This window comes from Bacillus paranthracis, assembly GCF_024296885.1.
GTDB lineage: Bacteria > Bacillota > Bacilli > Bacillales > Bacillaceae_G > Bacillus_A > Bacillus_A paranthracis.
In genome coordinates, this window is record NZ_CP101135.1 from 2,181,736 (window position 1) to 2,204,171 (window position 22,436).

Consider the following 22,436-nt stretch of genomic DNA (forward strand, 5'->3'; position numbering starts at 1 on the left):
GTTCTTTTTTTATTGTATAAAACGGATGGAGTTGTATGTGAAATATTGATTTCTTTAAAATAATTGCTATGCATTTAGTAGGATTAATTGTCGAGTTTTGTTTAAAAATATGCAATATAAAGTAGGAGAACAGGAAGGAGTTTAAAGGGAGTTTCGTCGAAGTTTACACAATGTCGGCATTTGAGGGAAGCTGACATTATGTTAGAAAAACATTTAGTGAAGCATTAATTTTATATAAGGGAGGGTTATTTGAGCGTATAGATAAGGGTTGGTCTTCGAATTAAGTTCTGAATTTTCTGTTTTTAAAATTGGTATTTAGCACTCATTTGTATATTTTATAATAGTTTTTTGATAAATTCACTGCTTTCGCAGAGGGTTCTTTTTTATGAAAGAAACGTCAATTTTCTTCATATATATATACAAATTGGAGAAATGGGGGAGCGCTATGCGCGATTACTTAATTAAACCACTTGTTGGTCAGCCGTATCCAATGATTTCACATGGAAAAGGTGTCTATTTGTATGATCAAAACGGAAATAAATATTTTGATGGCTCGTCAGGAGCAATTACGGCAGGTATTGGGCATGGCGTAAAGGAGATTGCGGACGTTATCAAAAAGCAAGCTGAGGAGATTGCTTTCGTTTATAGATCACAGTTTACGAGTGAACCAGCTGAAAAATTAGCTAAGAAACTAAGCGATTTAAGTGTAGGAGATTTGAACTGGAGCTTTTTTGTAAATAGTGGTACGGAAGCAAATGAAACAGCTATGAAAATTGCAATTCAGCATTTTCAAGAGCGAGGTATTCAAGGGAAACATAAAATATTGTCACGATGGATGAGTTATCACGGTATTACGATGGGAGCCTTATCAATGTCTGGGCATCCACTGCGTAGACAACGTTTCGTGTCAATTTTAGAAGATTATCCAACTATTCCAGCTCCATATTGTTTTAGATGTCCGGTACAAAAGGTATATCCAACTTGTCAGCTTGCTTGTGCGACTGAACTAGAAAGATCAATTGAAAGGATTGGAGCAGAACATATTGCGGCTTTTATTGCTGAACCGATTATTGGAGCAGCTGGAGGTGCAGTCGTTCCGCCGAAAGAATATTATAAAGTTATTAAAGACATTTGTAGTCATTACGATATTTTATTTATTGCTGATGAAGTGATGACTGGGCTTGGGCGTACTGGTGCATGGTTTGCGATGGAGCATTGGGGTGTAGAACCGGATATTATGACCCTTGGTAAAGGTTTAGGAGCTGGATACACACCGATGGCAGCGACGGTTGTAAGCGACCGTGTTATGGAGCCGATTTTACGAGGATCGCGTTCTGTTATGAGTGGGCATACGTTAAGTGCAAATCCATTATCTGCAGCAACAGCTCTAGCTGTTATTGAATATATGGAGAAACATAATCTACCTGAAAAAACAGCGGAAAAGGGAGAGTATTTAATAAAAGGATTACAGAAAGTTCAGCAACAATCGACAATCATTGCTGATGTGCGTGGAAAAGGATTGCTGATTGGAGTAGAATTGCAACCGTTTACAAAAGCGTCGGAACTTATTTCGGTTGCAGCTAAAAATGGTCTTCTTTTATACCAAGCTGTTTCAGGGCAAGCAGGAAAAGAAGATAGCGCACTGCTTGTAGCACCGCCAATGACAACTACATATTCCGAGTTAGATGAATTACTTTCAATTTTTGCAAAAAGTGTGGAGGAAATGATGCAAAAAGGAGGGCATAGTATCGCATGACAACTATTACGAATACATTCAGTAAATTAAAAGAGATAGAGGAAGTAATTTCTTTGTTTCACGATGATATGACATTAATGTTTGGGGGATTTGGGGGGATTGGATCCCCTCCATCTTTAATACAGGCCATTTTAGAAAAAGGAGTTACAAATTTAAATTTAATTGGAAATGATACGGGATTTCCTGATGTAGGAATCGGTCGTCTCGTTACGAATGAAAGAGTAAAATCATTAATTACTTCTCATATTGGTTCAAATCCAAATGCAGGAAGACAGCTAAACGAAGGAAGGTTACAAATTGAGTTTTCTCCTCAAGGAACATTAGCAGAGCGTATTCGCGCTGGTGGTGTAGGACTTGGTGGCGTATTAGTTGATGTAGGTGTTGATACGATTGTAGAAGAGGGAAAACGTACTGTTGAAATGAATGGTAAAACATATTTAGTTGAAACAGCATTAACTGCTGAGGTTGCGATTGTATACGCGAAAAAGGCAGATCCGTTCGGTAACCTTGTGTTTGATAAGAGTGCTCGTAACATGAACCCGCACGTTGCTATGGCCGGGGATATAACGATTGTAGAAGCAGAAGAAATCGTTCCACTGGGAAGTTTAGATCCAGAAGAAATTGTTGTCCCAGGAGTATTTGTAAATTATATCGTACCGTCGGAAGGAGTGAATTGGAAATGGGTATGGGCGTAGAAGTGAGAGATAAGATTGCTAGACGTGCAGCGAAAGAAATACAAAATGGTATGATTGTAAATTTAGGAATTGGTATACCATCGCTTGTACCGAATCATTTGCCTGACGATATAAACGTTATGTTTCATGCGGAAAATGGAATTGTAGGTATGGGACCTACGCCAAGCAAAGGAAATGAAGACGAAAATTTATGTAACGCAGCAGGTTTGCCAACTTCTCTTATTACAGGAGCAAGTTATTTTGATAGTTGCACAGCGTTTGGGATGATTCGAAAAGGTTTACTAGATATAACGATTCTTGGTTCATTACAAGTAAGCGAGAATGGTGATTTAGCAAACTGGATTGTTCCAGGAAAACGTGTTCCAGGTATTGGAGGAGCAATGGATTTAGCTCAAAAAGCGAAGCAGGTCGTTGTTGTGATGAATCATGTCGATAAATACGGAAATGCAAAAATTGTTTCGGAGTGTACATTACCATTAACTTCAAAAAAATGCGTAGATTTAATTATTACGGATATGGCAGTAATGGAAGTAACGCAGGATGGACTTATTTTACAAGAATTGATGAGCCCATACACAGTGGAAGATATAAAAAAACATACAGAAGCGGATTTTAAAATTGGCTCTAACTTACTAGTAATTGAATGAGGGGAGATATAATATATGGAGCAATTAAAAAAACAAGTTTGTGATTATATTGAGAGTCATGAAGAAGAAAGCGTAAAATTTTTAAAACGATTAATTCAAGAAAAGAGCGTATCTGGTGATGAAAGTGGTGCGCAGGCAATTGTAATTGAAAAATTACGTGAGCTAGGTTTAGATCTTGATATATGGGAGCCTTCATTTTCAAAAATGAAAGATCATCCTTATTTTGTATCACCGCGTACAAGTTTTGCAGATAGCCCGAACATTGTGGCAACTCTTAAAGGAAGCGGCGACGGGAAATCTATGATATTAAATGGGCATATTGATGTCGTACCAGAAGGAGATGTGAATCAGTGGGACTATCATCCTTATAGTGGTGAGAAAATAGGAAATCGTATATATGGTCGTGGAACGACAGATATGAAGGGCGGAAATGTCGCATTAATGCTTGCGATGGAAGCAATTATTGAATCTCGTATTGAATTAAAAGGAGATATTTATTTTCAAAGTGTAATAGAAGAAGAAAGCGGCGGAGCAGGAACATTAGCAACTATATTACGAGGATATAAAGCAGATGGTGTTATTATTCCGGAGCCAACAAATATGAAGTTTTTCCCGAAACAACAAGGATCCATGTGGTTTCGTCTACATGTGAAAGGGAAAGCAGCACACGGTGGGACGCGTTATGAAGGAGTAAGTGCAATTGAAAAAAGTATGTTTGTTATAGATCATTTGAGAAAGTTGGAAGAGAAGAGAAATGACCGAATTACAGATCCATTATTTAAAGGAATCCCGATCCCAATTCCAATTAATATTGGGAAAATTGAAGGCGGTAGTTGGCCAAGTTCTGTTCCTGATTCGTTAATTTTAGAAGGAAGATGCGGTATTGCGCCGAATGAGACTATAGAGGCAGCAAAAGAAGAGTTCGAGAATTGGATCGCTGAATTAAATGATGTGGACAATTGGTTTGTTGAAAATCCTGTAGAAGTGGAATGGTTTGGAGCAAGATGGGTTCCAGGTGAACTAGAAGAAAATCATGAGTTAATTACAACGCTTGAACATAACTTTGTTGAAATCGAAGGGAACAAACCGATTATTGAAGCATCACCGTGGGGGACTGATGGAGGTTTATTTACACAAATCGCAGGTGTACCAACGATAGTATTTGGCCCAGGAGAAACGAAAGTAGCGCATTATCCAAACGAATATATAGAAGTTGATAAAATGATAGCTGCCGCAAAAATTATTGCATGTACATTACTAGATTGGTGTGAGGTGAAAAAATGAAATACTATGAATCTTTTAGAGAACAGACGAATGGCTATACAGTAGAAGGCGTTTTGGACTATTTTAATAAACGTATTCGAGTAGACCACTACACAGGAAATATTGAGAGAATCATCCAAACAATTGACGAATTAGCAGAGAAACATTCTTTCACTAAATGTATTGTTAAAGGAAAGGGAGAGCATGTTTCAACATGGCTCTCTTTCGGTTTTTTATTAGAAGCAACAATACCACATTATTTTCAAGGTCACGATGCATACTTCTTCGTGAAATTTAATAATGATGAAAGACGAAATAGTATTCATTGGGCTGAGGAAGATACCATTTTAAGCGGTGTAAAAGCAAAAGAAGTAAAGGAAAAAATAGTTCCGGAAAAATTCCTATTAAGAAAAGCGACAGAAGAGGACGCAGAAGAATTAGCAGCTGTCTTTGGAGAAGTATTTGAAGTGTATCCGACTCCTTTAAACGAAGCGAGTTATGTAAAACAAACGATGAAAGAAGACGATACAATTTACTATGTGTATGAATTCGAGGGGAAAATAATTAGTACAGCGTCTGCAGAAATGAATATAAAAGAAGGAAATGCAGAATTAACGAATTGTGCGACCTTACCCGAATATCGTAAACATGGGTTTATGAAAAGTTTATTAATTAAGTTAGAAGAAGAACTTCAAGAAAAATCGATTTTCTGTTCTTATACAATTGCTCGATCGCTTTCTTTCGGAATGAATGCAGCCTTTCATCAGTTAGGCTATACGTATACAGGAAGATTGGCGAACAATTGCTACATTTTTGATAAGCTAGAAGATATGAATATATGGGTAAAAGATTTGTCTAAATAGTACGTTATAAAAATAGAACGGAATCGTCATGCTTATAATCGCACATAGGTATGCCGGAAATTCGGCATAGTATTTGCTGGATTTTCGGCAAGAGGGGGGATGACATTGCTAGCAGTTTCGACACAAGAAGTCATTGAGGCGATTTTGGGCAGTATTGATGAGGCTATACACGCAGTAGATGAAAATGGTATTACAATTTTCTATAATACTGTAGCTGCAAAACACGATGGATCAAAAATTGAAAAAGTGTTAGGTAAACATTTGTTAGAAGCGTTTCCTTCTTTATCTAGGGAAACAAGTACGTTGATGAAAGTATTAGATACAAAAAAGCCAATCGTTCATCAAGTGCAGCACTATCAAAACTTAAATGGGGAAGACATTTGTACAGTAAATACGACGTTACCTATTTTCATAGATGGAAATATTGCTGGAGCTGTTGAAATTGCAAAAGATTATTCCACAGTACAAAAACTTACCGATACAATAGTCGATTTGCAGTCGAAAATAAAGCGGTCATCTAGAAAAAAAGCGGTCAAAAAGGATGTTGCATTTGAGACGATCGTGACGAATGATGCTCGGTTTAAACAGACGAAAGAATTAGCACAAAAAGTAGCCCCAACTGATGCGAATGTTTTAATATATGGGGAAACAGGAACAGGGAAAGAATTATTTGTACAAGCGATTCATGAAGCCTCTAAGCGGAAGAACAAGCCGTTTATTGCACAAAACTGTGCAGCTTTGCCAGAGTCTCTATTAGAAAGTTTATTGTTTGGAACGACGAAAGGTAGTTATACGGGGGCAATTGAACGAGCGGGATTATTTGAACTTGTAGATGGAGGGACATTGTTTTTAGATGAACTGAATTCAATGCCACTCGATTTACAAGCGAAAATGCTACGTGTATTAGAAGATGGTGTTATTCGTCGTATTGGTGATAATAAGACGAGAAAAGTAGATGTTCGCGTTATTACCGCAATGAATCAGCCACCAGAAATATGTTTAAAAGAGAATAAAATTCGCACTGATTTATACTATCGATTAAATGTCTTTTCATTATATATTCCGCCGCTCCGTGAAAGAACGGAGGATGTATTATTGTTAGCGTCTTATTTTTTGAAAGAATATAATAAAAGTTATAAAAAAGGTGTACTTCAAATGGATAAGGAAGCGAAAGAAAGATTACAAGCTTACCAATGGCCTGGAAATGTTCGAGAGTTAAAACATACGATTGAACATGCTGTCATTATTGCAGAAGGGAATACATTAACAGCCAATTGTTTACCGCGTACATTTCGGAAAGAGAGTTTTCCAAAGAAGAAGGGCATATTGCCTCTTAGAGAAGCACTTCATCAAACGGAAAAAAAATTAATAGATCAAGCGTTAATTGAAACAGAAGGGAATATATTACAGGCTGCAAAAATGTTAGGTATCCCTCGTCAGACGCTTCAATATAAACTGAGTAAGTACGACAAAACCGCCGAATAATTGGCGGTTTTTGTGTGTTTGCACCAATAAAAGAGCGTTTACATATATAAAAAGTAATGAATATGATAGTATGTATGGATTTCATACAGTGCTTAAAAATATTTTTTTCGCTTATATAATAGGGTTATCCGTACGTTTACTTATCAATAAAGTAAAGTTGGCATAACTATTGCTTATATAAAGGATGAGCGTATAAAAAGGGGGAATAGCAATGTTACATGATGTATACAAACCAAATCGTCACTGGAAGGATATCGAATTATGGAAAGATGTTACTGAAGAGCAATGGAATGATTGGGTTTGGCAATTAACGAATACGATCAAAACGTTAGATGACTTAAAGAAAGTGATTAACTTAACACCTGATGAAGAAGAGGGCGTTAAAATTTCAACGAAAACGATCCCGTTAAATATTACACCGTACTATGCTTGGTTAATGAATCCTGATGACCCACGCTGTCCGATTCGGATGCAATCTGTACCGATCTCGGAAGAGTTATATAAAACAAAATATGATTTAGAAGATCCGCTTCATGAAGATGAAGATTCACCAGTTCCAGGGTTAACACATCGTTATCCTGACCGCGTACTATTCTTAGTAACGAATCAATGTTCTATGTATTGTCGTTACTGTACACGCCGTCGTTTTAGTGGACAAATTGGAATGGGTGTGCCGAAGAAACAATTAGATGATGCAATTGCTTACATTCGTGAAACACCACAAGTACGAGATGTATTAATCTCTGGTGGTGATGGTCTTCTTATTAACGATAAAATTTTAGAATATGTATTAAAAAATTTACGAGAGATTCCGCATGTTGAGATTATTCGTATCGGAACGAGAGCGCCGGTAGTATTCCCGCAGCGTATTACAGAAAACTTATGTAACATTATTAAAAAATATCATCCAGTATGGTTAAATACACATTTCAATACATCTATTGAAATTACTGAAGAATCGAAAAAAGCATGTGAAATGTTAGCGAATGCTGGTGTTCCAGTCGGAAACCAAGCAGTAATTTTAGCTGGTATTAATGACAGTGTTCCAATTATGAAAAAACTAATGCATGACTTAGTAAAAATCCGTGTACGTCCATATTATATTTATCAATGTGACTTATCTGAAGGTATTGGTCATTTCCGTGCACCAGTTTCTAAAGGTCTTGAAATTATTGAAGGTTTACGCGGACATACGTCTGGTTATGCAGTACCAACATTCGTTGTTGATGCACCAGGAGGAGGCGGTAAAATTGCGCTTCAACCAAACTATTTAATCTCGCAAAGTGCAGATAAAGTTGTACTTCGTAACTTTGAAGGTGTTATTACAACGTATCCAGAGCCAGAAAGCTACATTCCAGGAAGAGCAGAAGGGTACTTTAAAGAAATTTATCCAAACTACGAAGAAAAACGTTCAGATGTTGGTATCGCAGGCCTTATGAGTGATAAGAAATTTAATCTTGTTCCAGACGATTTACAGCGTATGAACCGTCGTAAAGACTATGAGGATAATGAAACGCATGCAACATTAAAAGATAAACGTGATAAGCGCGACCAATTGAAAGATAAAAAATATCAAGCACAAATGGCTAAATTAGAAGAAAACGACAAAAAAACTGAGGGTGATGCAGTATGAATTGTATGTGGTGTGACAGTACAGAAGCAAAAGAAAGCTTAAATACTGTATATTGGGAATTACCAGATGGTACGAAAGCCATTGAAATTCAAGAGACACCATGCATTTCTTGTTCCTCATGTGGTATGGACTATCAATCAGATCAAACAGTGAAAGAAATAGAAGATCAATTGTTTCTAATTTATACGAAAGACTTACCAAAACAACTAACATATGAAGAATTAATGGGAAGACCACGTCTATTAAAAAGAAATTATTTCGACTTTTAACCAGCTTTTATGCTGGTTTTTTTCTTTTTTGCCTTGTATAATGTACCCAAGCTAGAAAGGTAGGGAATATTTTTGAAAAAGACATTTTACCACTATATGATGAAGCATCGTGCAGCTTTATTTAGTAATGAAATATCGAATTTAGCAGAGGCAATGTATGATGATTTAAGTTTTCCGAAGCAATCTGAAGATTACGATGAAATTAGTTCATACTTAGAGCTAAGTGGAATGCTAGAAAGTATGTCTATATTTGATGAAGCGTGGGATTTATACATACAAGATAGATAAAAACTATATGAACTTTTTTCGACATGAAGCTAGTCTATTTGCTAGCTTTTTTTACGTTGTAAATAAATTTTCATATGATGATATTTTTTATTGAAAAAATTTATGAATATACGCTTCTGTGATAAGCGTTTTTAAGTAGGTTGCATATACTGTTATCAAAATCACGACGTCAAAAAAAGGAGAGATATAGATGGCAAGGAAAAAGCAACCTAAATATAACGTAGGGGACATAGTCGTGATTACGCTATATGGAACCGTTGGTAAAATCACAAATATGAAGGTTTTAGATGGAGTTTACGTATACGAAGTCAATAATCACGATGGATTTTACGTAGAGCAAACATTGCAGCACGTTACAGAGCAAGATATGAAAAAAGGTGAAACTGAGTGGATTGAATTAAACTATAATTTCACATTTGGTGATCTCGTGCAAGTAACAGGATACGATAAAGATGTGTTTCGAATTGTTGGTTTTCGTACAGAAGTATGGAGATATAAAAATGACGCATGGGAAGATACAATATATGAACTGTCACGAATTACGGATGGTGAATGGTTAGAAGCGGATGAGTCAGATTTAACGTTACTTGCCAATGCTCAAACGGCAAATGCAATTTTGAAGAAAATGAAACAAGATAAAGCAGGTATGAATAAATTAGATTTAGGAAAATTAAAGTCAATTAACAACTCGAAAAAAGTGAGTGTTAAGACAAATCGTCAAGAAATCATTGATGGATTACTTGATATTTATAACGATTATCAATTGTTATTTGATACATTTAAAGATGAAGAATACAAAATTGTTATGGATGTTGTTCATAATTATTTAGTTAAATTGACAGAGAAAAAATAGTTAACTAGAAAGAGAGAATGAATTGAACAACAACATATGCAGTATAAGGTATGCCTACAATTATTAAAAAAATAAAAAGCCATTTAATAAGAGAGTCTGCCCATTGATCTTCATGCATGAACTCTTCTTTTGTTTGTCCTACTTCTTGCTTTACCTCGTATTGATATTCCATAATTATATCCCCCTTTTTGATAGCTTGTACTACCATCGTATGCACCTTGTCCAAAGGATATGACCTATAAAAAAGAAAAACTATTTTTCTAATCTCATATACATATTTTTGAGATTTTTTCATAAAACAGAAATAAAGGAGTGATGCTCATGAAGGAAATTGAAGTCGTAATTGATACGGAAGAGATTGCGGAGTTTTTTTATGAGCAACTAATTGAAAGAGGATACGTCCCAAAACGAGAAGAAATTGAAGATCTCGCAGATATTACATTCGAGTATTTATTAGAGAAATGTATGATTGATGAAGTGTTTGATGAAGAGGATGAGTGAAAGTAACGACGGGCTTAACTCGTCGTTTTTTACTCTTTACAAACTTGTCACAAATGTAGCCAGCAATACTTGGTATAATTAAAAGAAAATTTTACTCAAGAGGTGAAGGGATGTTCAAAAAAATTATTGATTCTTTATTAGGAAAGAAAAAATATCGTTCGTATTCTAGTAGTGATTATCGCCATAGAGGTCGCTCTTATTCAAGTAGCGATTATAAACGACGTTCATCTGGTTATGGGCATCATCATTATAAAAGAAAACGTAAAAGCCGTAGCTTCTTTTCAAGTAGTTGATGAAATGGCGTCGTATACTAGCTTTATTTGATAGACCACTGCGAAAAAATACAATTGTTGTAGAACGTTATAAAATTGAATCAGTAATTGGAATGGGTAGTTATGGGGTTACATATGTCGTTAATGATTTACAAATAAATAGATATAAAGTCTTAAAACAATTAAGACAAAGTAAACAAAGATATGAGTCTGGTAGAAAATCATTTGAACAAGAGAAAATGATTTTACAAACATTAAATCATCATGCAATTCCTAGTTTATATGATCATTTCGTATGGGAGAAAAAAAGCTTTTTTGTGATGGAATATATGCCTGGTAAAAATTTTGAAGATTATATTTTCTTAGATGGACATGTATATACAGAACGTGAAGTTTTAAAAATTTTATATAAAATATTAGAAATTGTATCAGTGTTTCATAGTAAAGGTATTATTCACCGAGATTTACGCATTCCAAACATATTAATGAAAGAAAACCAAATTAGTATTATTGATTTTGGGTTGGCGAAATTGAAAGGTGAGGGTGATGAACGAGCTACAACGTATGAAGGTGAACAAGCTTTGATGCGAGAAGTTCACTTTCGTAGCGATTTTTATGCGCTTGGTCATTTCTCATTATTTTTATTATATGCAGGCTATGAATCTAATGAAAAATATGAAAAACCATGGTATGACGAATTAACTTTGGAAAATTACAACCGTGAAATGCTGATGCGTATGTTACAAATAAAAACGCCGTACTATGAGAATGTACGAGATTTAAAAAAAGATGTAGCTTTTGCTTTAGAAAGGATGGAGGATCCATGTTTCAAAAGTTTTTAGCAAGCGTTGGTATCGGTAATGCAAAAGTAGATACAGTTCTTGAAAAAGATGAGTATATTGTTGGTGAAGAGATATACGGAAAGGTTCATATAACTGGAGGTTCCGTTAGCCAACAAATTGAAAGCATTTACTTAACGCTATCAACATCGTATGTACGAGAAGTAGATGATAAAAAAGTAACAACAACATATGATTTAGAGCGAGTTCGTTTAACAGAACCTTTTTCTGTTGAGCCGAATGAAAAAAGAGAAATTCCATTTTCATTTAAAATGCCGCTTGAAACACCGCTTACTCTTGGAATGAAAACAGTTTGGGTTCACACAGGCCTTGATATTAAACGTAGTATAGATCCAAGTGATCGTGATTACATTCAAGTGTTGCCAAATGCACTATTAAATAGTGTGTTAGAAAGTGTGAATCAATTAGGTTTTAAAGCGCGTCATATAGAATGTGAAGAATTACCGTATCGATTACGTAAGCAAGTTCCATTTGCACAAGAATTTGAGTTTGTTCCTGTTTCCGGACAGTATTATGGGAAATTAGATGAACTAGAATTATTAATTTTACCAAGTGCTTACGATCGCCTAGAGATTATTATGGAAGTAGACAGAAAATCTCGTGGATTAGCAGGTTTATTTGCAGAAGCACTTGATCTTGATGAGAAAGTGATGCGCTTTACAGTAACGAATGAAGATATTCCAATGATGAAAGAAACAATTAACAATTATATTTTTTAATAAACTATGCATAAAAAAGAAATGGAGAGGAAAACTAAAACAACCGCTCCATTTTTTTGCATAGTGAGGTTATGTATGTGAAACGATATCGACATTTATACTTGTTAAGTTTTACGCTACTCATTTGTTTTGTCGTATTATCACTTTCGTATCATACCGCTTGTATTGAGAAATTTGACAATATAGTCGCGCATTTTATTCGAAGTTTTCGAAACGATTATTTGACAGCCTACTTTACTTGGGTGTCTTTTATCGGTTCCAAAAGAATATATTTTCCGTTACTCATTATTCTTGTAATGTATTTTCTCGTTAGAAAAAAGTTGCTTAGTGCATTACTTCTAACAATTAATTATTATGGATCTCGTTATTTAAACAGTATGCTTAAACTATGGTACGAGCGAGCAAGACCTGATGTGTCGCAGCTTGTTACTGCAACTGGATATAGTTTCCCGAGCGGTCATACGATGAATGCTACTGCTTTTTTAGGATTTATTGCATACGTCACGATTACAGAAGAACGTATTACATTGCATAAAAAATTGTTGATTATTTTTATAGCGAGCTTTGTTGTATTATCTATTTCAGTTAGCCGAATATATCTTGGCGTTCACTATCCATCTGACATATTAGCAGGATGGGCAGCTGGCGGTAGCTGGCTCGTTTTATGCGTAATATTTCATAAAACGTTCATTAAAAAAGAACCTATGTCATAATAGGTTCTTTTTCCATTGGCTCAACATGAATGTGCGCATGATAAATGCCAAACTTTTTCCGAAGCATAGCCTCGATGTTGTCAGTGATACAATGACTTTCTCCAACATCCATACGAGCATCTACCTCGATTGTAATATCAACGTACGTTTGATTCCCGTACATACGCGCTCTAATATCTACGATGTTTTCCACGCCACCAATATGTTCAATCGCATCAGCATACTCTTCCATCTTATCTGGATCGATTCCATCCGTTAACATATGAGAAGCTTCTACGAAAATTTCCCATGCAGTTTTACAAATAATAAGACCGACAATTAAAGCGGCAATAGGATCTAAAATAGGCATTTGGAACTGTGAACCGACAATGCCTACTACTGTACCGATACTTACGAGGGCATCTGATAAATTATCCTTTGCAGCTGCTTCTAATGATTTACTTCTTGTTCGTGCTGCAATCTTTTTCGTATACAAATACACACAGTACATAACGACAGCAGAAAATAAAGCTACCCATGCAGCAAGTACATTAGGTGCTGCTTGTTTCGGATTTAAAAAAGATTGAATGGCACTAATAACAACTTCTAATCCGACCGTTGCCATAATAAAAGAAGCAACAAGTGATGCAATTTGTTCTGCACGCGAATGCCCATATGGATGATCTGGATCACGAGGTTTCCGAGAGATTTTTAGACCAATTAATATCGCTAAAGAAGCACCGATATCGGTTAAGTTATTTAAACCGTCAGCACGTAATGCGCTGGAGAGGGTAATATAACTGATGATGATTTTCATAGAGGATAAAAATATGTAGGCCAAAATGCTGACAATCGCACCTTTATCAGCTTCTTTATGAGAAAGAGTATCCATTTTAATCACTCACCTTTCTACAAGGAATTTCTTTCTATAAATAGAGTATCAAACGAAAGTCGTGTGGGTCTATACAAACATTGTTGACGTTTTATAGCTTTTTAAGAAGTGGATAACAAAGTTTCGTGAAGGAAAAATATGTTGTAAAGTGCAAAGTTAGGATATGAACGCGATTTGGATCTATGTATAAGGGGTAGGAGAAGGGAGTTTAAATATGTACACTTCTGACAGCTGATTTGGAAAAAATAAAAAACCCTCTAGAAAATATTTTTCAGAGGGTTTTCATCTTAGTATGCTTCTAAAAACTCAGTAACTTGCTCTTCAGTTTTTGCATTAGCACTATGTAAGTGGCCTAGCTTCTCGCCATTTTGATATACAAGTAAACTTGGAATACCCATTACTTGATACTCTTCAGCGATACTTGGGAACTCATCTTTATTAATAGAATACCATTCAAACTTATTGAACTCTTCCATCACATCGCCGATAAAGTTGTCCATACGCACGCAATCTGGGCACCATGTAGTAAAGAACTTAACAACTACTGGCTCCTCGCTTGCGATGATGTCTTTGAATTCCTGTTCAGATTTGATTTCTTTCATGTTAGTTTCTCCTTTTTCACTATCAATATTTTTGGTTATTTAGTTGGTGTATTTGCTGTGAAAGGAAAGCTTATAACGAGAGCCTTTCTTTTCGAATAATTCGTTAGCAAATTGATCCACCGCAGTTTCTTGAAGTCCTGGCATAACATGTGAGTAGATATCCAGTGTGATTCTACTTTTTATGTCCTAGTCTTATATGCATCTTAAATCTAGAAATGAATATTAGGAACCTCACTTTTCTTTATAAGCTTTTTCGTGAGCTGTGTCAAACTTCTGAAATTGTAAGGCTACTATTTATTAGTAAGGTAAATTGTATTCATGATAGCCATTGCTATAAAGTTCTTTTCCCCATATATTTTTATGAGGTGTTGTGAGAGAAGAGATTAAGTGGCGTTAGCGGAGTTCCAGCAACAATTACACCTAAATAAAGTAATGCAGGTAAAAGAAGCAAGGCTAACAAGAAGGGAAATTGCGGCACTGTATAGAGTGAAAGAAAAACATGATATGGAGCGAGAAAGGAATGGTAAGAACATGTTAGGAAGTATTTAGCGGTAGAAGTCAGGGGGAATGTAGATGTGATAGAAAGACAGTATTATATTATTCTTTCAAAGGGGGTAACTAGGATGTTGAAATGGGTAAAGAAATTAATTTTTTAAAATGCCCACCCTGCATTGTTTGTGAGAAACAAGAAGGTGAGCTTCCATTAAACGAAATGAATGTAGTTTGTGAAAAATGTGATCAAATTACGTATGAATAAGACATAGAAAGAGATTCCTAAACCCTTTATATCTTATTCCATAAATAACAAAGCTGGTGAGCTTCTGATTCAAGAGCTATTACATGATCATTATTAATAGAGTTATTCGTATACATTTTGTTCTTTTGGATATTAAGGACCGTATAATTCACATTGTTATGTTCATTCGAAAATGTTGATTCGTTTAATAATGTTAATGTTGAGTTGATGTTATATTTATCAATTCGCTCTTTTTTTCCTTTGAAAAACAGTTTAATAAGATGTGGCTCATCATTAATGAGCAAACCAAGTTCAGGTGATGAGCGGACGATTAAATTATGTGATAACCAATGTGATTTACCTGGATCAAACCAAGAGACGTCTTTGTTTTTAATAAATTTTTTATACTGCTTTATAACATCAATGTAGTTTTGCTTTTTCTTCTGGTCAACAGTTTGTACTAATGTTTCAAAACAGTCAAAAGCTAGTTTGTTTTTATGAAATTTAATAACAGTTTCTCGTAATTGTTTCCAGTAATCAAAAACTGGGTGATATTCAGGTTGGGATTTAAGATTCTTTACGAAATTTGTTTTAGCTGCACTACTTTTCAGTGTAAAGTCTAAAAATTGTGTAAGTCCTACCTTAATTTCCGCCATGTTACACCCCCTTTCCGAACATTACTAATTCGATAGTGGAAAGGGAAATCCTGCATTTTGAAGGCGGTGAACGAGATGCTAGATGATGAAGAGTTGACGGAACAAGAACGGCTCTTTTGTTTGTATTATGTGAAATACTTTAAAGGGAAACAAGCTGTACGGAAAGTTAGGTATGTAAAGAGAAGCACGCATAGTACGAGTAGTCAATTACTTAAAAGAGAACGTATAGAATTTCAGGTCCGAGAGTTTAAAGCAGAAATAGTTGAAAATATATTTGGGGAATTGATGAATGTATTGAATGAGTAAATCAAGATTGCTTTTACTAATACGAAAAAAGGTCCTGTTGTTTCCAACAGGACCTTTCCTAAAATGGCAAAGAGTAACTCTTACCTTACTCTTCTCGTATATAATACATGAAAAAGATAGACGTGTATACAACAAGAAATTCCAATATAATTATTTGAATATAGTGTTGAGGATAATTATATTGGAATTCAACATAAGGAATTAAATTATAAACGCTGATTTATCAATTGTTTTGAATGTTTTTTTATTAATTCGTAGTAAATAAAGTGATATTGAGATAATCAAATATGCAATTTTGCATATCTGATTGTGAAGCTGAATAAGGTTGTAAATAATTTAAATGATATGGAAATTGAGGGAGAGTAATACTAAATTTTTATTTACCTATTTATTGTGTGAAATAAATTCGGTTGAATAGACGCAAAAATAGAGGTTTGCCTTAGACATTTATGAAGGTCAAGAATATTTATAACAAAAGGAGTAAATGCACAGGTCCGATTTTTGTAATGATGGAGGGAATTGTTGTGGACATAACTCAAAGTATGGCACGAATAGTAGTTAATGGGAAAGATCTTCCGTTTCGTTCAGTTAGTACTTCTGTATGGAATCAAGGGCCTGTAAATGATTTAATTGTTTCAACAAACCAGAGAGTTGAGGAGTTTTTTCAATTTATGTGGTCGCAAGTACCAGTAATGCTTGCGATGTATTTTCTTCAAGGGGCAGACTTAATGAGGTTTGCTAGAATTACTGGGATTAATCAAAATGTAACGGGAGAATATATTTATCATTTCTCTTGGGGGTAAAATGAATGTAAAGTAGCGTAACAGCTGCTTTTTTATTGTGGAAAGGAATTTTAGAAGGTGATGGTATAGGAGGTTAGGAAAATAAGGTTAGAGTGTGATATAGATAATTTGTGACTGTTTTTAAACTCATAAATATAATTAGTTGCTTCTTTTAACACAAGGGAGCGATTGATAGACTAGCTTAAAAAATAAGATTGTAACTATCTTTTAAAATAATAAATGGTAATTTTTACTTTTTGGGATGAACTATTTTTATATAAAAATCATATAATATGTTGTGGGACAAGCAAACAGCTTATAAACTATTGAATACTCAATGAGATTACCTTTTGTATATCTTCGTATTTACTGATCCAGATGTTCTTTTTTATCGAACAAAACGCCCATTATGATAGGGGGTTAATAATGGGGATGACATTAGAGGAATTAGAAAAGTGTTATATTAAAGCCTTAATTGAGGGAGCAGAGTACGTAGCTGTTCAGATTGAAATAGATGGATTTCATAGTGAGGAAGTAATTATTAACGACAAATATAATATAGATTCTGAATTAAAGTATTATAAGAAAACATACAATGAAAATTTAGAACATAGATGGACCCCAGGGATTCGTATTATAGGTTTTGCATATGGCTATTCGTTCTCAGAAATTCTACATGAATTAGGGTTGCTAGTGAAGTAATGATAAAACAAATCGCAATTATTGTACGTGATGCCGTGATTTTAATGGCGTCTTTTTTTGTTGTGAAGGAAAGGTAAAAATAAAAAGAGGGCTTAAGCCCTCTTTTTATAAATGCCTAACTTTTATGCACAGATTGGAATTCCTAATGCTATTAAAGTCAATGCTACTTGAAGAGAAAGTTCTAATCTAGCAATTTCGATTCCAGCAACTGATACCACTAAAAGAGGTTGTCCATTAACGAACAAAACACAACTTTCCATATTTACACCTCCCTTCTACTAATCTACTACAATATATGAATTAAATTTAAATAACGTTATAGTTAAATTAATGAATTTTATAAAATTGATAAATTAATCTATCATATAAAACGAATTTTTATTGGTCTAACAACTGCTTCTTTATCACCTTATATAAAGGGTATGAATATATTAGTAGTATATAAAAGCATAGGAGTGATAGATATGTTTTTTGCAAAGCTACGTGGTAGAAATGAAGTTCCACCAGTAGAAACAGACGCTCGAGGGGAGGCTTTCTTTAAATTAAGCCAGGACGAGCTTAGCCTAAAATTTAAGTTGGATTTATTTGATATAGAGGATGTAGTAGTTGCCCATCTGCATATTGGAGCAAAAGGAACTAATGGTCCTGTTGTAGCTTTTTTATTTGGACCTATAACAAATCCGGTTTCAATAGAGTGTGCAACGCTTACGGGAATAATTACTCAAGAAGATTTGGTTGGGCCGTTAGCGGGTCAAACATTAGCTACTCTTGTAAATGAAATCATATCTGGAAACATTTATATTAATGTTCATACAGTACAACATCCTAATGGTGAAATTCGTGGACAATTGAATTATTGCTAAGAAATTATAGTAGTGAAAAATAAAGCATCCGTTTAGGGTGCTTTTATTTTGTGGAGGATGTATAGATAGATAATTTACCTTTAATAATCTTAAAAATTCATTTGTATAGTTTTGAAAGTAATCGAATGGAATTAGAAATAGTGAATTTTTTACCTTTTTAGTTTGTAAAATAATTATCGAAAACTTGTAAATGAAATGCCCCTACGAAAATTAAATTAGTATTAGGAGATAAACTTTGTAAATGAAATATGAAAGTGTAAGAGAGAATAGAAATTTTTAAACCTAATCAAAGCTAATAGACTAACTTTCAGCACCCACTGAAATAAAGAATCATAACATAATTTGTAATAACTTATATGAAAGTGAGCTGACAAAAATGTTTTATTCGTATTTTTATTCTCAAGCGGGTATGCGACCAGCATATGGTACATCAATAACGTTTAGCGGAGCACAAAGTACAGTTCAAGCTGTTCAACAAGCGTTACAAATGCAACAACAAGGTATCCAGCCGTATTATTCATCTATGGAGTATTTTTATCCAGTGCATCAAATCACACCGTATGGAAGTTCTTTTCTTACGATTCCATATGGAACTGTCTTCAATCTATAAGCTGAAAATTTTATGAATAGGAGCAGGTATCCCAAACCGATTATTAACCTAACCATTACCAATTGGATATATACGGGAAACCCAGCTCCCACCTACCTTTATCACAGATGCCGAATTTTGAGGTATCCGCAAATAGCGGAAATAATTGAGGGGGGTGAGTGTATATGTAAGCGTCAAATAGTTCCATCTTCAATTTGTAAATAGCTGATGAGATAATCTTTGTACATACTCTACAAGTTGTTTTTTGGTAAGAAAATATCGTCGATCGAAGAAAGAATGAGAATTATCTTATCATGACAAATGATGGATAGTGGCACTATATGAAAAGATACATGAACATTTACTAACGCGAACCAGGACGAGAGGTAGCAACGAAATCCTATCTGTGGTTATATCGTACAGGAAGATTGTCCTATGACTATCAATTTACAAGAGCAGGAGAACATCCGGACCGTTTTTCCCCATTTTGAAGTATATTTATAGCCATAACATCTTATGTTTTGTTTATAATTGTAAATAGTTATTGAAATGTATAAATATTTTTTATGAATAAAAAGGAAAAATAATGCAACTTTTTAATTTGTTTATTCGTGTTATATATGAAAGGAGGAGGGGGATGGAGATTGAAGAAATATATAAAGTTTATATAAACGGTGTGTACCGGTATTTATTTTCCCTTTCTCGTAGCCATCATGTAGCGGAGGACTTGATGCAGGAGACTTTTTATCGGGCGTTTCTTTATCTAGAAGACTATGAAAACCAAAAGGTGAAATCATGGCTTTTTAAAGTGGCATATCATACCTTTATTGATTTTGTTAGGAAAGAGAGAAAAGTAGCTTTTGTAGGAACGGAGGAATTAGAAACAATTCAAGCAGGTGAATCTACAGAAGAGTATATAGTCGCAAAAAATAGTTATGAAAAATTAATTCAGATTATTCATACTTTATCAGTGGTAGAGGCGCAAGCTATTTTATTATGTGACGTACATCAATTAACGTACGAAGAGGGTGCTTCTGTATTAGATTTAAAGTTAAACACGTATAAAAGTCACATATTTCGCGGGAGAAAGAGATTAAAAGAATTGTTAAAGGAGGAAAAGAGTCAAAATGACAAATGATAAACCTCATTCTGAACAAGATGATTATAAAGAATTGTTACAAGAAGCTCTTCATCAAAGGCCAGATGCACTTTCTAATGGAAAACAGGAGCAAGTGATGAAAATAGGGAAAAAAAGAGCGCGTATTACGAATGTTTTAATTGTATTTACTTTTTTATTACTTATTCAACCTATATTATATATATCTACTCTCGCATACTATGTATTTGCACCTACAAACGCAATGGAGATACGGAATGTAGTAAATCAAACATTAAGTGTAACAGAACCAAATGTATTTTTGAAAGATAGGGACATGGAGCAAACATTGTTACCGCTTAGTTTACAATTGCATTTTGATTTGTATAAAAGGGTAGGGAAGAAAGATATTCGAATAGGGGAAGAGAAAACAGATTATATATTTAGTAGAGCAACGAAAGTTAGCCGTAAATATACAACAGATGAAAAAATTCCGGAAGTCCCATATATAGATAACGAGGTATTGTCTCATCCTAATAATTATAATTCATCCTATAATAGTAGTGAAGAAGCGCAAGTATTAAAGGGTCTTCCGCAAGAATCTGTTGTAGAAGCATTTATATCTTTTAGAGAATTGTTGAGTGTACAAGAGGTAACGAATATGTTTCCCACTATTGATATCGTCTGGTATGCCGTTAATACAGGGTTAGAGGAGAAGCAAACGAATGACGAGGGTATGTATGTTGCTCCGATTGGTTTTCCAGCAGATATGATTTCAAGACCAAGTGGTGCTTTTGTGAGTGATTCACCTCATGAGGAACAATTTATTGATGTGTTAAAGTCATTACAAAAGCATGAAGATTTAGCGATGAAGCTATCTAGAGCGAAAACATTAGAGTTGTCAAAGCGTATTTCTTTCCTTGAAAAAAATGGGGTAAAAACATACGGGGCAGTTGTAACTGGACCTAAAGGGGAAGTTGAAAAATTGATGAGCCATGAAAAAGTTAGAAACTTGAAAGTAGGTGAAGCGAGATTATGGAATTGGCATTCTTAAAAAAAAGAAAGAGTCATAGTTATAAAAAAGAAACATGGATGGGGACTATTTCATTAATTATTGCCTTTCTAGCGTTATTGTATTTGAACATTACATTGCTTAGTCAAGAAACATTTATAGGCGAAGGTTTTCGGGAAATAGTTGGCGTTGGATTGTTATGTTCAGTCGTAGGCATGATCACAAAAAGAAAAAGTCGAAAATATGCATTGTGGGCATGTAGTTTATTTGTTTTTATGCTACTGTTTTCTATATTTGGATTTATGTTAGGTTGGATGATAAGCTTTGGACCATAAAAATGTGTGAAAGGACGAATGTAAGTTCGTTCTTTTTTATGCATAAAAAGTAAAACAGAAAGGAAAGGGATTTATCAAATTTGAATAGAGATTACTATACTACTAGGTTGTTGTGTTATTGAAATGTCTTCCGCTTACGTGTATATAAATAGGCGACAAGTATAGGGGGGAAACAATAGTTCGTCCAAACATTGTGAATCTCTTTTACATAATATGGAGTAATAAGCATGAAAGGGGAACGAGTATGTCTTGCTATTACTACTGTAAGTATTGTAAAGAATATAAAAAGAAACAGCATAACGGTTGTAAGAACGATAGTAAGTGTAATGATAACAAGGATAGTCTTGTTAGGGCATCAGCATTTAGAGCTAGAAATACGGTGAATCAACCTGTTCCTGCTAATACTTTTGTAAAAGTATTGTTCCAAAATGAACAATTTGATTTAGCAAATGAGTATAATCCAGCAACGTCTATTTTTATTCCGAAGACTAAAGGAGTATACTCTGTTATTGGAACGATTGGTTTTTTTCCAAACGATCCTAGCTTAAATTATAGAGCTCGTGTAGAAATTCGTGTGAATGGAAACGCGGCAATAGCTATAGATAATGACTTTTTTGGTCCAATCGGTTTTGGAAATGTAGTAAGTGTTTCGACGATTATTCAATTGCATGCAGGAGATCAAGTTGAGGTTTATGCACAAAGTAGCATAGATGGAGTTTTAAGTACTTCGGAAGACGGCTCACATTTTGAAGCTGCAAGATTCCCTTCTCCAATTAAATAACGAAGAGAATAAAATATTTTTCAGTAGGTCTAGTTAATCCCCTGTACCGAATGGTGGGGGATTATTATTGTTTATTTAAAATATACAAGTGAATCGATTAAATATAGTTTGTTTCATGAAAATTTCACATGCTAAAGATGTAATGATGAAAGGTAAATTTAAAAAATTATTTTTTACAGTTTTGATGTTGAAAGGGCTATCTTATTTTAAGTATTAGATCTTCTGCAGGTAATAAAAAGAGTAAGTAACTAGGTTGTAAAAGTTCTTTGGCGTTACATTTGCTAGTTG

Annotated in this window: 31 protein-coding genes and 1 pseudogene; 26 read left to right on the forward strand and 6 right to left on the reverse strand. The window is 34.5% G+C overall.

The window, feature by feature from the left end; all coding sequences use genetic code 11:
* Positions 1–445 precede the first annotated feature (445 nt).
* The 10 genes from NLJ82_RS11070 (at position 446) to yodN (ending at position 9,752) form a co-directional block, all read left to right on the forward strand.
* A complete protein-coding gene (locus NLJ82_RS11070; protein ID WP_001205894.1) occupies positions 446–1,756 on the forward strand; it encodes an aspartate aminotransferase family protein in 1,311 nt (436 codons plus the stop codon).
* Positions 1,753–2,451, forward strand: coding sequence for an acetate CoA-transferase subunit alpha (gene atoD, locus NLJ82_RS11075; protein WP_000208119.1), 699 nt, complete (start codon positions 1,753–1,755; stop codon positions 2,449–2,451). The genes NLJ82_RS11070 and atoD overlap by 4 nt, the downstream gene beginning before the upstream one ends.
* Complete coding sequence (locus NLJ82_RS11080; RefSeq protein WP_000525268.1) at positions 2,436–3,098, forward strand: CoA transferase subunit B; 663 nt, start codon at positions 2,436–2,438, stop codon at positions 3,096–3,098. Before atoD ends, NLJ82_RS11080 begins: the two co-directional genes overlap by 16 nt.
* A 15-nt stretch (positions 3,099–3,113) precedes the next feature.
* Complete coding sequence (locus tag NLJ82_RS11085) at positions 3,114–4,382, forward strand: peptidase (RefSeq protein ID WP_000436684.1); 1,269 nt, start codon at positions 3,114–3,116, stop codon at positions 4,380–4,382.
* On the forward strand, positions 4,379–5,224 hold the full coding sequence (gene ablB, locus NLJ82_RS11090; protein ID WP_000878613.1) for a putative beta-lysine N-acetyltransferase: 846 nt from the start codon (positions 4,379–4,381) through the stop codon (positions 5,222–5,224). The genes NLJ82_RS11085 and ablB overlap by 4 nt, the downstream gene beginning before the upstream one ends.
* 99 nt (positions 5,225–5,323) lie before the next feature.
* A complete protein-coding gene (gene rocR / locus NLJ82_RS11095; protein ID WP_001997445.1) occupies positions 5,324–6,709 on the forward strand; it encodes an arginine utilization transcriptional regulator RocR in 1,386 nt (461 codons plus the stop codon).
* Positions 6,710–6,920: 211 nt separating this feature from the next.
* Positions 6,921–8,342, forward strand: coding sequence for a lysine 2,3-aminomutase (gene kamA / locus NLJ82_RS11100; protein WP_000902136.1), 1,422 nt, complete (start codon positions 6,921–6,923; stop codon positions 8,340–8,342).
* Positions 8,339–8,611: a YokU family protein gene (locus NLJ82_RS11105; RefSeq protein WP_000995764.1), complete on the forward strand. Its 273-nt coding sequence runs from the start codon at positions 8,339–8,341 to the stop codon at positions 8,609–8,611. Before kamA ends, NLJ82_RS11105 begins: the two co-directional genes overlap by 4 nt.
* A 72-nt stretch (positions 8,612–8,683) precedes the next feature.
* Positions 8,684–8,899, forward strand: coding sequence for a YozE family protein (locus tag NLJ82_RS11110; RefSeq protein ID WP_000750724.1), 216 nt, complete (start codon positions 8,684–8,686; stop codon positions 8,897–8,899).
* 190 nt (positions 8,900–9,089) lie between these two features.
* Positions 9,090–9,752 carry a germination protein YodN gene (gene yodN, locus NLJ82_RS11115; RefSeq protein ID WP_000101501.1) on the forward strand — a complete coding sequence of 221 codons (663 nt, stop codon included), beginning with the start codon at positions 9,090–9,092 and terminating at the stop codon, positions 9,750–9,752.
* 4 nt (positions 9,753–9,756) lie between these two features.
* Here yodN and NLJ82_RS11120 read toward each other — a convergent pair whose 3' ends face one another.
* A complete protein-coding gene (locus NLJ82_RS11120; protein ID WP_000456537.1) occupies positions 9,757–9,924 on the reverse strand; it encodes a DUF3930 family protein in 168 nt (55 codons plus the stop codon).
* A gap of 149 nt (positions 9,925–10,073) precedes the next feature.
* Between NLJ82_RS11120 and NLJ82_RS11125 the strand changes: the two genes are divergently transcribed.
* The 5 genes from NLJ82_RS11125 to NLJ82_RS11145 all read left to right on the forward strand — a co-directional run bounded on the left by NLJ82_RS11125 (position 10,074) and on the right by NLJ82_RS11145 (position 12,817).
* Positions 10,074–10,253, forward strand: a complete 180-nt coding sequence (locus tag NLJ82_RS11125; protein WP_000658451.1) for a YozD family protein — start codon at positions 10,074–10,076, stop codon at positions 10,251–10,253.
* A gap of 110 nt (positions 10,254–10,363) precedes the next feature.
* A complete protein-coding gene (locus tag NLJ82_RS11130) occupies positions 10,364–10,546 on the forward strand; it encodes a hypothetical protein (RefSeq protein WP_000473370.1) in 183 nt (60 codons plus the stop codon).
* Complete coding sequence (locus NLJ82_RS11135; RefSeq protein WP_000872046.1) at positions 10,546–11,367, forward strand: serine/threonine protein kinase; 822 nt, start codon at positions 10,546–10,548, stop codon at positions 11,365–11,367. Before NLJ82_RS11130 ends, NLJ82_RS11135 begins: the two co-directional genes overlap by 1 nt.
* Positions 11,349–12,104: a sporulation protein gene (locus tag NLJ82_RS11140; protein ID WP_000486605.1), complete on the forward strand. Its 756-nt coding sequence runs from the start codon at positions 11,349–11,351 to the stop codon at positions 12,102–12,104. Before NLJ82_RS11135 ends, NLJ82_RS11140 begins: the two co-directional genes overlap by 19 nt.
* A gap of 77 nt (positions 12,105–12,181) precedes the next feature.
* Positions 12,182–12,817, forward strand: coding sequence for a phosphatase PAP2 family protein (locus tag NLJ82_RS11145; RefSeq protein WP_000833368.1), 636 nt, complete (start codon positions 12,182–12,184; stop codon positions 12,815–12,817).
* On the opposite strand, the gene NLJ82_RS11150 is transcribed toward NLJ82_RS11145, so the two are convergent.
* From NLJ82_RS11150 to NLJ82_RS28740, 3 genes and pseudogenes are all read right to left on the reverse strand, one after another.
* Positions 12,807–13,688 carry a cation diffusion facilitator family transporter gene (locus NLJ82_RS11150; RefSeq protein WP_000380376.1) on the reverse strand — a complete coding sequence of 294 codons (882 nt, stop codon included), beginning with the start codon at positions 13,686–13,688 and terminating at the stop codon, positions 12,807–12,809. The genes NLJ82_RS11145 and NLJ82_RS11150 overlap by 11 nt on opposite strands.
* 287 nt (positions 13,689–13,975) lie before the next feature.
* A complete protein-coding gene (locus NLJ82_RS11155) occupies positions 13,976–14,317 on the reverse strand; it encodes a thioredoxin family protein (RefSeq protein WP_223290742.1) in 342 nt (113 codons plus the stop codon).
* Between the two features lie 12 nt (positions 14,318–14,329).
* Positions 14,330–14,568, reverse strand: a pseudogene (locus NLJ82_RS28740) (hypothetical protein); the annotation flags it as partial.
* Positions 14,569–14,677: 109 nt separating this feature from the next.
* Between NLJ82_RS28740 and NLJ82_RS11160 the strand changes: the two are divergent.
* Both NLJ82_RS11160 and NLJ82_RS28660 read left to right on the forward strand, forming a co-directional pair.
* Entirely contained in the window at positions 14,678–14,839 is a 162-nt protein-coding gene (locus NLJ82_RS11160) for a hypothetical protein (protein WP_002027636.1), read from the forward strand.
* 82 nt (positions 14,840–14,921) lie between these two features.
* A complete protein-coding gene (locus NLJ82_RS28660) occupies positions 14,922–15,047 on the forward strand; it encodes a hypothetical protein (protein WP_001992252.1) in 126 nt (41 codons plus the stop codon).
* A gap of 26 nt (positions 15,048–15,073) precedes the next feature.
* On the opposite strand, the gene NLJ82_RS11165 is transcribed toward NLJ82_RS28660, so the two are convergent.
* Positions 15,074–15,682, reverse strand: coding sequence for a hypothetical protein (locus NLJ82_RS11165; protein WP_000807973.1), 609 nt, complete (start codon positions 15,680–15,682; stop codon positions 15,074–15,076).
* A gap of 75 nt (positions 15,683–15,757) precedes the next feature.
* On the opposite strand from NLJ82_RS11165, the gene NLJ82_RS11170 reads away from it, so the two are divergent.
* From NLJ82_RS11170 to NLJ82_RS11180, 3 genes are all read left to right on the forward strand, one after another.
* Positions 15,758–15,988 (forward strand): terminase small subunit, encoded by a 231-nt coding sequence (locus NLJ82_RS11170; protein ID WP_000883186.1) that lies wholly within the window; start codon positions 15,758–15,760, stop codon positions 15,986–15,988.
* A 449-nt stretch (positions 15,989–16,437) separates the two neighbouring features.
* Positions 16,438–16,791: a hypothetical protein gene (locus tag NLJ82_RS11175; protein WP_000865322.1), complete on the forward strand. Its 354-nt coding sequence runs from the start codon at positions 16,438–16,440 to the stop codon at positions 16,789–16,791.
* Positions 16,792–17,196: 405 nt separating this feature from the next.
* Entirely contained in the window at positions 17,197–17,472 is a 276-nt protein-coding gene (locus tag NLJ82_RS11180; protein ID WP_000525900.1) for a hypothetical protein, read from the forward strand.
* Positions 17,473–17,594: 122 nt separating this feature from the next.
* Here the strand turns inward: NLJ82_RS11180 and NLJ82_RS11185 are convergent, their stop codons facing one another.
* Positions 17,595–17,732: a DUF3956 family protein gene (locus tag NLJ82_RS11185; protein ID WP_000443219.1), complete on the reverse strand. Its 138-nt coding sequence runs from the start codon at positions 17,730–17,732 to the stop codon at positions 17,595–17,597.
* A gap of 204 nt (positions 17,733–17,936) precedes the next feature.
* Here NLJ82_RS11185 and NLJ82_RS11190 point away from each other — a divergent pair, with 204 nt between their 5' ends.
* The 6 genes from NLJ82_RS11190 to NLJ82_RS11220 all read left to right on the forward strand — a co-directional run bounded on the left by NLJ82_RS11190 (position 17,937) and on the right by NLJ82_RS11220 (position 22,148).
* On the forward strand, positions 17,937–18,335 hold the full coding sequence (locus NLJ82_RS11190) for a CHRD domain-containing protein (RefSeq protein ID WP_000464534.1): 399 nt from the start codon (positions 17,937–17,939) through the stop codon (positions 18,333–18,335).
* 376 nt (positions 18,336–18,711) lie between these two features.
* Entirely contained in the window at positions 18,712–18,945 is a 234-nt protein-coding gene (locus NLJ82_RS11195; RefSeq protein WP_000500109.1) for a DUF3947 family protein, read from the forward strand.
* A gap of 616 nt (positions 18,946–19,561) precedes the next feature.
* The gene (locus tag NLJ82_RS11205; RefSeq protein WP_000401933.1) at positions 19,562–20,062 is read left to right on the forward strand and encodes a sigma-70 family RNA polymerase sigma factor; all 501 of its coding nucleotides are present in this window, start codon (positions 19,562–19,564) and stop codon (positions 20,060–20,062) included.
* Positions 20,052–21,074 (forward strand): anti-sigma factor, encoded by a 1,023-nt coding sequence (locus NLJ82_RS11210; protein WP_000180321.1) that lies wholly within the window; start codon positions 20,052–20,054, stop codon positions 21,072–21,074. Before NLJ82_RS11205 ends, NLJ82_RS11210 begins: the two co-directional genes overlap by 11 nt.
* The gene (locus NLJ82_RS11215) at positions 21,056–21,367 is read left to right on the forward strand and encodes a hypothetical protein (protein WP_000417681.1); all 312 of its coding nucleotides are present in this window, start codon (positions 21,056–21,058) and stop codon (positions 21,365–21,367) included. The genes NLJ82_RS11210 and NLJ82_RS11215 overlap by 19 nt, the downstream gene beginning before the upstream one ends.
* Before the next feature lie 244 nt (positions 21,368–21,611).
* Entirely contained in the window at positions 21,612–22,148 is a 537-nt protein-coding gene (locus NLJ82_RS11220; protein ID WP_001278096.1) for a C1q-like domain-containing protein, read from the forward strand.
* Positions 22,149–22,436: the final 288 nt, after the last annotated feature.